Source organism: Burkholderia sp. 9120, from assembly GCF_000745015.1.
GTDB lineage: Bacteria > Pseudomonadota > Gammaproteobacteria > Burkholderiales > Burkholderiaceae > Paraburkholderia.
Map to the genome: position 1 here is coordinate 1,004,847 of NZ_JQNA01000001.1, position 14,422 is coordinate 1,019,268.

The 14,422-nt window shown below is 61.3% G+C and carries 12 protein-coding genes and 1 pseudogene; 3 read left to right on the forward strand and 10 right to left on the reverse strand.

The annotated features are described in order from the left end of the window. Positions 1-423: 423 nt before the first annotated feature. The 4 genes from FA94_RS04415 to FA94_RS04430 form a co-directional block, all read right to left on the reverse strand. Positions 424-1,167, reverse strand: a complete 744-nt coding sequence (locus FA94_RS04415) for a hypothetical protein (protein ID WP_035547129.1) — start codon at positions 1,165-1,167, stop codon at positions 424-426. 496 nt (positions 1,168-1,663) lie between these two features. Beyond that, positions 1,664-1,969, reverse strand: a complete 306-nt coding sequence (locus FA94_RS04420) for a DUF3892 domain-containing protein (protein WP_035547130.1) — start codon at positions 1,967-1,969, stop codon at positions 1,664-1,666. A gap of 348 nt (positions 1,970-2,317) precedes the next feature. Next, positions 2,318-3,262: a hypothetical protein gene (locus FA94_RS04425; protein ID WP_035547133.1), complete on the reverse strand. Its 945-nt coding sequence runs from the start codon at positions 3,260-3,262 to the stop codon at positions 2,318-2,320. Between the two features lie 64 nt (positions 3,263-3,326). Then, on the reverse strand, positions 3,327-4,157 hold the full coding sequence (locus FA94_RS04430; RefSeq protein WP_156126517.1) for a hypothetical protein: 831 nt from the start codon (positions 4,155-4,157) through the stop codon (positions 3,327-3,329). Between the two features lie 114 nt (positions 4,158-4,271). Here FA94_RS04430 and FA94_RS04435 point away from each other — a divergent pair, with 114 nt between their 5' ends. Continuing rightward, entirely contained in the window at positions 4,272-4,514 is a 243-nt protein-coding gene (locus FA94_RS04435; protein WP_035547139.1) for a helix-turn-helix domain-containing protein, read from the forward strand. A gap of 211 nt (positions 4,515-4,725) precedes the next feature. On the opposite strand, the pseudogene FA94_RS39975 reads toward FA94_RS04435, so the two are convergent. The 4 genes and pseudogenes from FA94_RS39975 to FA94_RS04450 all read right to left on the reverse strand — a co-directional run. Continuing rightward, a pseudogene (locus tag FA94_RS39975) lies at positions 4,726-4,806 on the reverse strand (acyl-CoA thioesterase); the annotation flags it as partial. A 148-nt stretch (positions 4,807-4,954) separates the two neighbouring features. Then, entirely contained in the window at positions 4,955-5,485 is a 531-nt protein-coding gene (locus tag FA94_RS04440) for an NUDIX domain-containing protein (protein WP_035547141.1), read from the reverse strand. Between the two features lie 128 nt (positions 5,486-5,613). Continuing rightward, positions 5,614-6,645 carry a threonine aldolase family protein gene (locus tag FA94_RS04445; protein WP_035547143.1) on the reverse strand — a complete coding sequence of 344 codons (1,032 nt, stop codon included), beginning with the start codon at positions 6,643-6,645 and terminating at the stop codon, positions 5,614-5,616. 231 nt (positions 6,646-6,876) lie between these two features. Next, entirely contained in the window at positions 6,877-8,319 is a 1,443-nt protein-coding gene (locus FA94_RS04450) for a YbfB/YjiJ family MFS transporter (RefSeq protein WP_063771762.1), read from the reverse strand. A 119-nt stretch (positions 8,320-8,438) separates the two neighbouring features. Here FA94_RS04450 and FA94_RS04455 point away from each other — a divergent pair, with 119 nt between their 5' ends. Continuing rightward, on the forward strand, positions 8,439-9,353 hold the full coding sequence (locus tag FA94_RS04455) for a LysR family transcriptional regulator (RefSeq protein ID WP_035547146.1): 915 nt from the start codon (positions 8,439-8,441) through the stop codon (positions 9,351-9,353). Positions 9,354-9,444: 91 nt separating this feature from the next. Here the strand turns inward: FA94_RS04455 and alaS are convergent, their stop codons facing one another. Continuing rightward, positions 9,445-12,069: an alanine--tRNA ligase gene (gene alaS, locus FA94_RS04460; RefSeq protein WP_035547149.1), complete on the reverse strand. Its 2,625-nt coding sequence runs from the start codon at positions 12,067-12,069 to the stop codon at positions 9,445-9,447. 293 nt (positions 12,070-12,362) lie between these two features. On the opposite strand from alaS, the gene FA94_RS04465 reads away from it, so the two are divergent. Beyond that, positions 12,363-13,583, forward strand: coding sequence for a CaiB/BaiF CoA transferase family protein (locus tag FA94_RS04465; protein WP_035547152.1), 1,221 nt, complete (start codon positions 12,363-12,365; stop codon positions 13,581-13,583). A 208-nt stretch (positions 13,584-13,791) separates the two neighbouring features. Here FA94_RS04465 and FA94_RS04470 read toward each other — a convergent pair whose 3' ends face one another. Then, positions 13,792-14,352 carry an RBBP9/YdeN family alpha/beta hydrolase gene (locus tag FA94_RS04470; RefSeq protein ID WP_035547155.1) on the reverse strand — a complete coding sequence of 187 codons (561 nt, stop codon included), beginning with the start codon at positions 14,350-14,352 and terminating at the stop codon, positions 13,792-13,794. Positions 14,353-14,422: the final 70 nt, after the last annotated feature.

Below are 14,422 nucleotides of genomic sequence, written 5' to 3' on the forward strand. Positions count from 1 at the left end.
GGCGCGGGACAAAGAGCCGTTCCACGCGCAATGGAACACCGAACCTCTGCTTGTGGCTGTGAGGGACATCGCTAATTCATCAAAACACTTCGAGCTTCGTGACAGGACATCAGGCCAGCGTAAGGCCGCGGCCACAATGAGAGTTCGTCACCGGAAGTCGAAATTTATCGAGGTCTACACGAATGGGGAAGGAAGATTCGATTTAGTAGCAACCGAGGGACAAGATATAAGCGTCAAGCTATCGGACAGGACAACATTGCCACTGCACGAATTCACTCATGGGATCATGAACTACTGGCGGGACTACCTGCGCCAGCATGGAATCAAAGTCCGACGCCAGCCCTTGTCACAACTTATCGGTAGTGTCGCCTAGCTATGAAATCATAGATGCCCGTGAACCTGTCGCCGAATACGACTTCACAATCAGGTTGTCGCCTCTCGATTCGGTGCCTTCGCAACGTCGCTGTCTGACTCTTGAATCTGGGCTGCACGCAGGCGACGAGCATCCCTGTCTATCCACAGATCGCAGTGCACGTCATTGCAATCTATGTCCTGTGCCAGAACCCGAAAATGTAATCGTGATGGGCTTGGAACCTTGCATCGATTCCCACCGAACGCGGCACCCGTAGGTCCGCTCAAGTTGATATCGGGATCATCTGAGTTCGGTGGCTTGCGAGAAAACCAGTAACCGAAGTGGACGTATTTCTTGGACTCTGGCGGGAGGTCAAATTGTTCCACATAGCGCGGCTGAATCGATCCGTCTGCCTGCGGTGCATTTATAACGTAGGCCATGCAGTCCTTCAGATGCGCGCTCGATCGGTTCTTTACGACTGCTGTCACGTTATAGCCCTTGATATCTTCGTTGAAGGTGAAGTTCGGCGAACGAAGCTCGTCCGTGATTGTCACCTTGAGCGGTTTTACCATCCTGTAAGCCTTGATTCCAGTCAACAGGATCGCTACCAGCAGAGCTACTAACCAACTAACTACTGCCACCGCCAAGCCGTTTTCGATCTGATTCGGTATCGCGCCGATACCCATACGCTTAAGGATATAACCGAGGAGCACCGCACTAACGACAGTTGGCCAGCCGAAGGTCTGCCCCGTAGCGTCTCGAACTGCGAAGCGACACCATTCCCGCAGAAAGCGCTTAAGTTTGTTCTTGTCCATTCCGCTCACGTTCGTCGCGGGACACCGTTGCTCATCAATCCAGCTTCAAGATTACTGAACCTCGCCCACACATCGTCTCGATATGCATTTTGCATCGGATCGTGTGCAATACCTTGCCTGAACAGGCGTTCCTCTTCCACTAGACTCGTTGCAATAGCAATGCACCATTCAACGGCATATTCGGCCTCGTCTTGCAGCACGTCATCGACGCGATTGAAGTTTATGGCTCGGCATGCCCGAGTCCACCAGCGTTCCAGGCGTGTATATTCGTCTCGGGCCTCTGGCTTCGTTAGCGCCGTGCCGTCCACCTTGTATCTATGCAGTAGATCAAGAGCTTCTTCGCGTAGGCGCCGTTTCGCGAGGTCTTCCTCGTGATGCTCTTTGCATAGACCGCCAGCATACGGACTCTCATAACATCCGAATCTGGTGCATTGGGGCAGTTTTCTTCGCGTCATCGGTTGTTACTGGGCAGTATCGGGGTGGGGCCAGTCGATTGCTAGAACTCGGGTAGGTTATCGAGGTTGTCCACTAGCTTGTTGTCATTCACCGTTTTGAGATAGTCAGTCCCATTGAGCCGTATGACATAAACTTGCTTCCCTTTGTCCCAATTACCTTGGGCATTCTTGTAAATTGTGACGAAGGTGGTGCCACTTTGGATTGCTGCAACGATATCTTGGCGGGTATGCTCACTGGTTTGGCCTACAGAGTCGCCATTATCCACGGCGATGCGCAGGCGATTGATGTGAGTGTGTTGCTGGTTGAATTGAACCCCGTAAATCAGGTAATCGGCCCACTTCGGCATGGCGGTCTCCGTTTATGGTTTTTGCCAGTCTAGTATCGCCCCAGCGGTTCGTCTAGAGGAATACGCGCCGAAAAGGCATTTGTGGCCGGACGCGTTGGACACCACGGACACAGCCTTATTTGAAGGGGTTTCAGCCGTCCTGGGTAGGTGTCCAGCGAAAAAAGCCCACCGCGAAGGTGGGCAAAACTGCGTCCGAGGCGACTCGCAGTTACAACACGGCACCAAATAGACAGAACGGCTTACCCACTGTTTTCTAGCTCATGGCCTGCACGGGTGGCCGCTTCGAAAACCGTGGATAAGCTGTTCAAAATGGAACAACCGTCGCGATTGTCTGTTGGCTGCCGCCGATCACGCGAGTTCGCGAATTAACTCACAGATGCTTGCGGCAGTATTCCCACGCATTTCTTTCGTGATCGGGACTTTCTTGCCACCGCTCATCATCGCGTAGGCGACAGAATCGGTCATGCTGAGATAGCCACCTTTGCCGGATCGTTGCGAAGCTTCCCAGCCGAAATCGTAGACGTCTTTGTAGCTCAGGGATTGACTGCCCCAGCGGATGCCGACACCTGGTTCAATGACGATCGTATGGTCTCGCCAGTTGAGGCGATGAACCACCAGCATCGGCGTCAGAACCGCGACGGGCATCAGCAGGATGCCAACGAGCAGGTTGTCGTTGACGGCCACAAAGAAGCACGCCGCTAGTCCGGCGAGGATCACCGCAACAACAGGCACCACCGTCACGATATCGGCGGCAACGAAATTCAGCCGTCGCTGCCGGAACGTAACCGCAACTTTGCCATCCGCCAGTTGAACTCGCTCGTATACTGGCCTAGACCCTATCCCATGCTTCGCCGCTTTATCGGAACCTCGCGACAATCGCACGACTCCACGCACGGCCTGATAGATAAACCAGGGCACACTGGCCCAACGAAGCAGGTTCATGAGCGGAAAGTTCAGACCGAAGGGAACATAGCGATCACCGTATCGCCCAAGGATCAGCAACGGCACGACAAACGGGAAGAAACGGAATGCCAGCCGAATGACGGCCGACGCATAGTCCAGCATCCGTTCAAGACCATCCGTGACATCCATAGCCGGACCTGAATATGCGGCGGAACCGCTTTCGGTTTGCGGCACATTGAATCGATGCATGCCGAGTTTGAAATTGGCGGCGGCTGGTCCATCCGTTGGTAATACGCGAGCCTTGATCTGCTCATCAACGCTTCCGAGCACACCATCCTGTCCATCGATGTAGTAGCTGCCTGTCTTTGCCTGGTTGTCGTCGTTCTGCATACGGTTCCCCGATGTAAATACCCGTCGCTTCGAAGTGCGGGACAGGTAGCCGCAAGCCCAACCCTTACCGGGCGATGGTCATGTTGCCAATGACAGTCATCGGCGGATTGGCATAGAGCGTTTTCAAGACGGGATAAGTTCGGTCCGTGCAAATTGCGCCGTTGCAGTTGCCACCACTTCCCTGTCCGAAACCGTCAAAGTGATTGGTCAGGCCGAGGGCATGCACGAGCTCATGCTCAACCAGTGGCTCAAACGGCGCGCAACTGGCATTGCTGAAATCGACATCCACGTTGAACGTTGGGCGGGGGTCGATGAGCGGGCTGGAATCAACTTCAGCTTGCCAGTCAGCGGCGAGAGGCGGATCGATGGAATAGGTCGGATCAACCCACTGGCTGAAAATATTCTGACGATTTGCATACAACTGCCCGCAGTTATTCGGCTCTGATGCACTGGCAGTCGGCGGCGTCGCATTGTTGAAAATCACCCCTCGCGTGACGGATGCCGGATTTGTCGTTGCCGGAAGGCGGTTGAACACCGTTTTGCCGATCGCCGCTTCAAGATTGTTCAGGGCCGTCGTGACTGTCGCACTATTACTCGTATCCAGAAACGGAATCAGACCGTCGCGTTCAATGTTCCAGCGATACGAGTGCAGACCATCTACGCCGCCCTTGAAGGGGTTCCCAATCGCGCCGTATGCACCGGACGTATCCCAGATGGGCGTGTTAGTCGTCGTGCCCTGGCTGGTCGCAATGTCAGCGCGGATTTGTGAGTCCGTCGGAACAACCATCGCAGGCGTGCTGTTGGTCGCCGAGTTCGTTTGGTTGTTGTCGCCGCCACCGCCGCCACAAGCGGCCAGCGAAGCCGCTATCACTGCTGCTGTTAATTTGCCTCGCATATCGCACCCGTATTTTTTGTGGATCGGATAAGCACTGCACTAACCATGCTCGGGCGGATAATAACGCAAATAGGCCAAAATGGCCTATTCAGATGTAGCAGGGAGCATTGCGGCATGCTTCCATCCGTCCATCATCCCCGTTACAAGGCTCTCCGAGCCCACCTGAAAACTCTGCGGAAGAGCGCTGGGCTTACCCAGGTCGACTTGGCCAAACTACTGAATGTTGATCAATCTTATTTATCGAAGATTGAGCGCGGTGAACGCTACATGGACATTTTGTTCTATCTGGACTGGTGTCGAGCGTGTGAGATGGAACCAAACGAAGCCGTCATGAAGCTGGTGGAAGCAGGAGCTTAGGGAAAGCCTGCCAATGTTTCGCGGATCCCGGCAACTCAAGAAGACCAGCCAAGCCCCTGCCGCTTATCCGCGTCAACCGCTTCCAACTGGAAGCAAACCCGGAATGTTATTAAAACGAAAGTGTTTTCCGAGTTTTTTGTCCATCGATGGACAATTCATCTACCCGTGATGTGAACATATTTTCTTTCCATTCAACGACATAAGAAATTGCAACGTCGTTGTCCATCCAGCGTGTGGTGATCGGCAGGAAATGCGGGTAGGCGCTGCGCGCGGCGGGGGCGGGTTTGTTCATCGTGGCGTGGAGGTTGTTGGCGGTGTTTTGGGTGCATCGACAGCGGCGTTGCGTGGATTCGCGCGGTGGCGGTGGTCCGCCAGCGCGCTCTGAATGATCTCGCCGAACAGGGTGGCCGAAGCCCGTCTCTGCTTCGTGCCGCCGGGGCTCACTGTCCCGGCTTCTCGACGAACTCGAACGGCAGGCCGCGCCGACGCATCCATTCGCCGAGCGCCTGGCCGGTGCCCGCTCGCCACGGCCGCAATTTAGCCGGTTCCACCAGCCGGTATTCGAGCAATTCCGGCGACAGCGCGACCGTCCCGTATGCCTTCACGTGATACGCAATGATCAGTTCGTTCTTGCGGATGAATTCATACACGCCGATCAGTTCCACCGTCTCCGCGTGCAGCGAGGTCTCTTCGAGCACTTCACGGGCGATGCCCTCTTCCGGCGTCTCGCCGTTTTCGAGGAAGCCGGTGATCAGCGCGAACATGCCCTCCGGCCACGCGGCGTTGCGCGCCAGCAGAATCTTGCCTTCGTACTCGACGATCGCCGCCACCACCGGCAGCGGGTTGTTCCAGTGGACGTAACCGCACGCCACGTCGGGACAGGTCTGGCGGATGCGCCCGCCTTCGTGTTCGGGGTCGGCGCGCTCGGTCAACGGGGTGGCGCAGCGCGGACAAAATTGGTAATCGGTCATGGCGTGAGGGACGTCTCGTTTGTTTTGTAGCGGTTTATGTTTTACGTGTGGCGGGTGTGGGCGGACATGTGCGGACTGGGGCGTGTGCGGCCTGGCTGGAAAGCGCTCAGGCACTCAGGCACGCGCGTTCACGTCGCGCACAGCTCGCGCACTTCGGCGGTGAAACGCTCGACCGTTTCCGGTTGTGTGTCCCACGCGCACATCAGCCGGCAACCGCCCGCGCCGATGAACTCGTAGAACTTCCAGCCGCGCGCGCGCATGGCCTTCGCGGCGTTCGCGGGCAACTGCGCGAACACCGCGTTCGATTCTCGCGGAAACATGATGCTCACGCCGGGAATTTCCTGCAACCGGGTTTGCAGTAATTCGGCCATCGCATTCGCATGGCGCGCGTTGCGCAACCAGACGTCGTTATCGAGCAGGCCGAGCCAGGGCGCGGAGATAAAGCGCATCTTCGATGCCAGCTGGCCGGCCTGCTTCAGACGATAAGCGAAATCGTCGGCGAGCGCGCGGTCGAAGAACACCACCGCTTCGCCGACCGGCAAGCCGTTCTTGGTGCCGCCGAAACACAGCACGTCGACGCCCGCGCGCCACGTGATCTCCGACGGATGCACGTCGAGCGCGGCCACCGCGTTCGCGAAACGCGCGCCGTCCATATGGACTTTCAGATGACGCCGCTTGGCGATCGCTGCGATCGCGCGCACTTCCTCGACGCTGTAGACCGTGCCGACTTCCGTCGACTGGGTCAGCGTGACGACCTTCGGCTTCGGGTAATGGATATCGGCGCGGCGCGTGACGACCGCCTCGATCGCGTCCGGTGTGAGCTTGCCGCCGATGCCCGGCGCGGTCAGCAGTTTCGAGCCGCCCGAGAAGAATTCCGGGCCGCCGCATTCGTCGGTTTCGATGTGCGCGAGTTCGTGGCAAATCACCGAGTGATACGACTGACACAGCGACGCAAGCGCCAGCGAGTTGGCCGCCGTGCCGTTGAACACGAAGAACACTTCGCAGTCGGTCTGAAACAGTTCGCGGATGCGGTCGCAAACCTGGTTGGTCCAGGAGTCGTCGCCGTAGGCCGGTTCGTGGCCGCTATTGTTGGCGGCGATCAGCGCGTCGAGCGCTTCGGGGCAGATGCCGGCGTAGTTGTCGGACGCGAAATGTTGCATGACTAGACGCGCCCGGCGACAGGCGCGTTGGGATGACGGGGAAGCGGTTATTTTAGTGCGCTGGGGGGATTTGGTCTTAGGGGGGCGGGTCGGGTGACTGTTGTGGCGTGGTTGGGTGGGGAGAGTTGGGATGACTGTTGCCGAGAGGCCGTGCGCAGGAGCCAGCTGCTTGTTCGCCGTGGGCCGGGCGCGGAGGCGAGCAGTGTGTTCTCCCCCGCCCCGGTCATGCCATCAGGAGCATCCGCAATCGGGCATGCGACTGCGGCCGTGCGGCCAGTGCGCCACCCCGATCAGGCCGACCGCGCCAAGCAACAAGGCCCCCGCTGCCAACCACAAAGCTAATGAGAACGAGCCGGTGTGTTCGGCGATCGGTGCGGCCACCAGCGGGCCGATGATCTGCCCAATGCCGTACGCCGCTGTCGCGTAGCCCATCAGACCGGCGGCATGGTCGCCACGTAAGTGCCGCGCTTCGCGCATCGCGAATAGCGTGATCGCGGTGAACGGCAGGCCGATCAGAATGCTACCGAGCGAGAAACCGCCGGCGGTCGGCCATACGATACCGAGCGCGATACCACACGCCTGCAGCACGTAGCAGCCCGCGAGCAACGTGCGGTTGTCCCAGTGCAGCGGCAAACGCGCCGCCAGCAAAGCACCGACGATCAGCGCCAAACCGAACATCGGCCAGAACAGGTCGGGCCAGGATGAGCCCGGGAGCGCGTGGCGCGCGATCACGGGCAGGAACGTCGCGGTGATGATGTAGCCGAAACCTGGCACGCCGTAGAGGAGGACGAGCCAGAAGGCGTCGGCGCGGTGCGGGACGCGGGTGGTGAGGGGCTGGGTTGTGGGGCGTTGGGCTGCCGCGTGTTGGGTTGCGGCGTGTTGGGCTGCCGCGTGTTGGGTTGCGGCGGCCTGAGTTGCGGCGTGTTGGCTCGCGGCGCCCTCTGTTACCACACGTTCCGTTGCCGCATCTGCTGTTGCTGCACGTGCCGCTGCGGCGTCCGCCGCCGCTGCGCCCTGCCGCGGACCCGCATTCGCCGCCCCACCATCCGACGCGCCGCCAAACACCGACCACACCACCACCGACAAAACCGCCGCAATCAACCCGAACCCGATCCATCCCACGGTGGGTCCCAATCCGCCCGCGGCACTGACCAGCAAGCCAGTCCCCGCGATGCCCACGCCCGGTCCCGTATAGATCACCCCGCCCCACCCATGCGCGCCGAGTTCATGAAGCCGCCGCAGTCCCCATTGGGAAGCGAAAACGAACGTCCACGCACTCACCGCGCCGGCGATGAAGCGCACCACCGCCCACATCCAGAACTGACTCGTGACGCCCATCGCCAGCGTCAACAATACGGTCAGCACGAGCCCCGCCCGCACCATGCGGGCCGCCTCGACCCGCCTCAGCGCTGCACACGCCACCGCGCCCACGAAATAGCCCGCGTAGTTAAACGATGCCAGCCACCCGCCATGCTGGATATCGATTTGCGGCTGCCCGTACGCGCTGCCGTGGAGCATCAACGGCAATAAAGGCGTGAACGCGAACCGCCCGATGCCGAGCGCGACGGCCAGCGTCACCATGCAGGCAAGCGCCGCGCGGCGGGCCGCATGGTTTTCGGCGGCGCGGTCTGGCGCGTCGTGGGCCGTGTCGGAGGCGAGTTGGTTCGTGAGCATGGCGGTAGACGGCAACCGGTTCGCGGTCACCGTTTCAGGTTGGGTTCAATGCATATTAGCTTGACCTTTCAATCATTAAAAATGAATAATTACGATACCACCCATCGCCAGGAGAGATCATGGATCTGGCCGCTTTGACCATATTTCGGGCTGTCGTGCGAGAAAACGGCGTGACGCGCGCCGCTGCCAAGCTCAATCGCGTGCAATCGAACGTCACCACGCGCATCAAGCAACTGGAAGAGCAACTGGGCACCGACCTGTTCATTCGCGACGGCCGCCGCCTGGTGCTGACGCCGGCCGGCGAGACGCTGCTGCCCTACGCGGAGCGCCTGCTCGCCCTCGCCGATGAGGCGCGTCACGCGGTGCGGGAGGATCGTCCGAGCGGGCGTCTGCGTTTGGGGACGATGGAAAGCGTCGCGGCCACCCGCCTGCCCGGATTGCTCGCGCGCTATCACACGCAATGGCCCGATGTCGCGCTGGAACTCGAAACCGGCACCACCGGCAAGCTGATCGAGCGCGTGCGTGAATTCGAGGTGGACGCGGCCCTGGTCGCGGAGCCGCTCGATCCGGCCGCGCTCGGCGAGTTGTTCGAGACGGTGCCGGTGTTCACCGAAGAACTGGTGATGCTGACGCCGCGTGAGCATCGGCAGATTCGGGAGGTGCGGGACATTGCACTGTCGACGCTGGTCGCGTTCGAACTCGGCTGCGCTTACCGGGCGTACATCGAGAAGTGGTATCTGGAGCACGGTGTGCGGCCGGCGCGAGTGCTGGAGCTAGGCTCCTATCACGCGATCGTCGCGTGCGTGGCGGCCGGTGCGGGCGTGGCGGTCGCGCCGCGGTCGGTGCTGGACCTGCTGGCCGATTCCAGCAATATCGCGGTTCACCCGCTACCGGAGATCGAGCCGATCGAGACGCTGCTGGTGTGGCGTCGCGGGCATTTTTCTTCCGCGCTCAATGCATTGAAGAAGACGCTGACGGCGAAGGACGGAGAGGTGGAATCCGCGGCGGTTGCTGCTGCCTCGGCGGCGGCCTGATGTTTGTGCGCGCTGAAGCGTCAGCGCAAAAAACTTAGGCCACGCAACACGCCAATACGCCGGCGCGCTGCGTGGCCCGATCAAACCCGAATCAAAGCTGCGCTTCGACCCAACCCTTCACGCCAGCCAATGCAGCAGGCAGGTTCGCGGGTTCAGTACCGCCGGCCTGGGCCATATCCGGCCGACCGCCGCCCTTGCCGCCGACTTGCTGCGCGACAAAGTTCACCAACTCGCCCGCCTTGACCTTCTTGCTGGCGTCAGCCGTCACGCCGGCAATCAGGCTGACCTTGCCGCCTTCGACGGATGCCAGCACGATCGCCGCGCTCTTCAGCTTGTCCTTCAGCTTGTCGACCGTCTCGCGCAGCGTCTTGACGTCCGCGCCTTCGAGCATGGCCGCGAGCACGTGCACACCGGCGATTTCGATTGCCTGACCGGCCAGCTCGTCGCCCTGGCTCGACGCCATCTTCGACTTCAGCGCGCTCAGCTCTTTCTCGAGCGACTTCACCTGATCCTGCACCTGCGTGATGCGCTGCGTCAGTTCCGACGGCTGCGCCTTCAGCGCCGCCGCGGCCGCATTGATGCGCGCGTCGAGATCCTGCACGAAGCGCACCGCGTTGTCGCCCGTGATCGCTTCCACGCGACGGATACCCGCCGCCACGCCACCTTCCATCACGATCTTGAAGAAGCCGATGTCGCCGGTACGATGCACGTGCGTACCGCCGCACAATTCACGCGAGAAACCGAGGTCGAGCACGCGCACTTCGTCGCCGTACTTTTCGCCGAACAGCGCCATCGCCCCGCCCTTCACCGCGTCGTCGTAGGGCATGACCTGCACGATGCCAGGCGCGTTCGCCAGCACTTCGGCGTTGACGATGGCTTCGACCTGACGGATCTGGTCGTCTGTCATCGGCGCGTTGTGCGCGAAGTCGAAACGGGTTTTCTCCGCGTCGACCAGCGAACCCTTCTGCTGCACGTGCGAACCGAGCACTTCGCGCAGCGCCTTGTGCATCAAGTGCGTGGCCGAGTGATTGCGTTCCGTGCGGGCACGACGCACCGCGTCGATTTCCGCCTTCACCACGTCGCCCACCTTCAGCGTGCCCTGTTCGAGCGTGCCGTGATGACCGACCACGTCGGCCTGCACTTTCAGCGTGTCCGCTACCGCGAAGCGCACGCTGGCGTTGGCCAGCACGCCCTGGTCGCCGACCTGGCCGCCCGACTCTGCGTAGAACGGCGTGTGGTCGAGCACGACGACAGCCTGCTGACCGTGTTCGACTGCCTGCACCGACGCGCCCTCGACATACAACGCGATCACCTTCGCGTCGTCGAAAACGACTTCTTCGTAACCGTGGAACGTGGTCTTCGCACCCGAGTATTCGAGGCCTTGCGCCATCTTGAACTTGCCCGCCGCGCGCGCCTGTTCGCGCTGACGCGCCATGGCTTCGTCGAAGGCGGCTTCGTCGACCGTGATTTCACGTTCGCGGCAGACGTCTGCCGTCAGATCCAGCGGGAAGCCGTACGTGTCGTGCAGCTTGAACGCGAGTTCGCCGTCCAGCGTCTTGCCGCCCTTCGCTTCGAGGTCGGCCAACGCGCTTTCGAGAATCGCCATGCCGTTCTCGATGGTCTCGAAGAAGCGCTCTTCTTCCTGACGCAACACGTCGGTCACGCGTTGTTCCGCTTCCTTCAATTCCGGATACGCGTCGCCCATTTGCGCGACGAGGTCCGGCACCATGCGATGGAAGAACGAACCCTTCTTGCCCAGCTTGTAGCCGTGGCGAATCGCCCGGCGCACGATGCGGCGCAGCACGTAGCCGCGACCTTCGTTGCCCGGAATCACGCCGTCGACGATCAGGAACGAACACGCGCGAATGTGATCGGCGATCACCTTCAGCGAGTTGTTGGTCAGATCCGTCACGCCGGTTTCGCGGCCGGCGGCTTTGATCAGCGCCTGGAACAGGTCGATCTCGTAGTTGCTGTGCACGTGCTGCAGCACGGCGGCAATCCGCTCCAGACCCATGCCGGTATCGACGCACTGCTTGGGCAGCGGCGTCATGTTGCCTTGCGCGTCGCGGCTGAACTGCATGAACACGAGGTTCCACACCTCGATGTAGCGGTCGCCGTCTTCGTCAGGCGATCCCGGCGGGCCACCCCACACGTCCGGGCCGTGGTCGTAGAAGATTTCCGAGCACGGGCCGCACGGGCCGACGTCGGCCATTTGCCAGAAGTTGTCCGACGCGTAGCGCGCGCCCTTGTTGTCGCCGATGCGGATGATGCGCTCGACCGGCACGCCCACTTCTTTCGCCCAGATGTCGTGCGCTTCGTCGTCTTCGTGATAGACGGTGACCCACAGCTTGTCTTTCGGCAACTGGTAGACGCCCGTCAGCAATTCCCACGCGTAATGGATCGCGTCGCGCTTGAAGTAGTCGCCGAACGAGAAGTTGCCCAGCATTTCGAAGAACGTGTGGTGACGCGCGGTGTAGCCGACGTTTTCCAGATCGTTATGCTTGCCGCCGGCGCGCACGCTGCGCTGCGAGGTCGTGGCGCGCGAATACGGACGCGATTCCGCGCCGAGGAACACGTCTTTGAACTGCACCATTCCCGAATTGGTGAAGAGCAGGGTCGGGTCGTTGCCGGGCACAAGGCTCGACGAGCGAACGATCGTATGGCCCTTCGATTCGAAGAACTTGAGGAATTTCTCGCGGATTTCGGCGGCTTTCATAGCGTGCGGGGGACGGTCCTGGCTGTGACCGGCGGCATCGTGGGATGCGCCAAGTGTCTGTTTCTTAAACGACTGATTATACGGGATCGGCGCCCGTGCGCGACGGCCTGTCCGCCAGTTAGCCGTTCGGCCAGGTTTGAGCGGGCAGCGCGAGACACGGCGCGCGCAATCAGGGTACGCGATTCGTCCTATGCCGTTCGGCCGACTGCGCCGGCGCGCGGGAATCGCTTAAGATTGCCTCCATCCGCGGCGCCGTGCGCGCTGCTTCGGCTACCTAGGAGACATCGAACAACATGGGCGCTCTCAGTCATATCCGCGTGCTGGACCTCACACGTGTGCTCGCCGGGCCGTGGTGCGCGCAGACGCTTGCCGATTTCGGCGCCGACGTGATCAAGATCGAACGCCCGGAAGTCGGCGACGACACCCGGCATTGGGGCCCTCCGTATCTGAAAACGCCGGACGGCGCGGACACGCGCGAGGCCGCCTACTACCTCGCGGCCAACCGCAACAAGCGCTCGGTCACCGTCGACATCGCCTCGCCCGAAGGTCAGCGGATCATCCGTGAACTGGCCGCGCAAAGCGATGTGGTGCTGGAGAACTACAAGGTCGGCCAGTTGCAGAAGTACGGTCTGGATTACGCATCGCTGAAGGAAGTGAAGCCCGATCTGATCTACTGCTCGGTGACGGGGTTCGGGCAGACCGGCCCGTATGCGCAGCGCGCGGGCTACGATTTCATCGTGCAGGGCATCGGCGGCTTCATGAGCATTACCGGCGAGCGCGACGGCCAGCCGGGCGGCGGTCCGCAAAAGGCCGGCGTGGCGATCGCCGACCTCATGACCGGCATGTACTCGACCGTCGCCGTGCTGACCGCGCTCACGCACCGCGACCGCACGGGCGAAGGTCAATACATCGACATGGCGCTGCTCGACGTGCAGGTAGCGATGCTCGCCAACATGAATTCGAACTTCCTCGCCAGCGGCCAGCCGCCGGTGCGCTGGGGCAATGCGCATCCGAACATCGTGCCCTACCAGACCTTCCAGACCAGCGACGGCTGGATCATCGTCGCGGTCGGCAACGACGGGCAATTCCGCAAGTTCGTCGAGGCGGGCGGCCGCCCGGAACTGGCCGACGACGAGCGCTTCGCCACCAACCCGGCGCGCGTGCGTCAGCGCGAAACGCTCGCGCCGATGCTTGCCGACATGGTGCGACTACAGGGCAAACATCAGTGGATCACGGCGCTGGAAGCGGCGGGTGTGCCGTGCGGGCCGATCAACGATCTCAACGAAGTCTTCGAGAACGAGCAGGTGGTGGCGCGCGGCATGCAGATCGATCTGCCGCACCCGTCGGCCGGCGCGGTCAAGCTGGTGCGCAATCCGATCAGGATGAGCGGCACGCCGCCCGAAGCGCTGACTGCCCCGCCTACACTGGGTGAGCATACGGAGAGCATTCTTCGTGACGTGCTGGGGTATGACGAGGCGCGGATCGCGGCGTTGCGCAAGCAGTCGGTGATTTGAGGCGGAAGAGCCCACGGAGCGTCTTGAGGCCTGCGCCGCGGCGCGGTGATGCGGCGTTGTGATGTGGCGTTGTGATGTGGCGTTGTTTTGGTGTCGCGGCCCAGGTTGGCGGTACACCCAGGTTGGCGGTACACCCAGGTTCGCGGCACACATTAGGCCGCAAAATGCGGAGCAACGCGATCTGCCCTCGTGTGCCGCGAAAATCGGCTCAGCCTTCTTCGCCGAACGACCCGAGCCAGCGGCGTCCTTCTTCCCAATCGCCGAGTCCGCTATCGGCATTGATATGACCGCGCGGGCCGATGCCAATCCAGCGGCTGCCCCAGCCGCTCGCGCAGTTCTGTGAGAACGGCTCACTGCCGTACGGATCGTCGCTGCTCGCCACGACAATGCTGGCAAACGGCAAGCGCGTGAGCGGGATCGGTGCGAAGCCGCCGGCGTCCTGCGGGAAACGATTGCCGGAAGAATCGGGCACGGCCACCAACAACGCCCCCGCCACCTTCGCGAGCTGCGCGGCGCTCGCGTACTGCGAGGCCCAGAACGCCGTTGTCAGGCAGCCGAGACTATGTGCGGCGAACACCACGGGCGCATCGACGGTGCTCACCGCAGCGTCGAGCGTGCGGCACCACGCGTCGCGTGAAGGATGGTCCCAGTCCGGCATCTGAACACGCGTGAAAGCCGGATCGAGCGCTTCCCAGCGGGTTTGCCAGTGGCCTGCGCCGGAGCCTTGGTAACCGGGTAGTACGAGTAGGTTGAGTTTTTGTCCGCTCATGCGTTCGGTGTGGTTAATGGTGAAGCCGTTGATACATTGATTCGCTGGACGTCGATCCTTGATCCTTGAT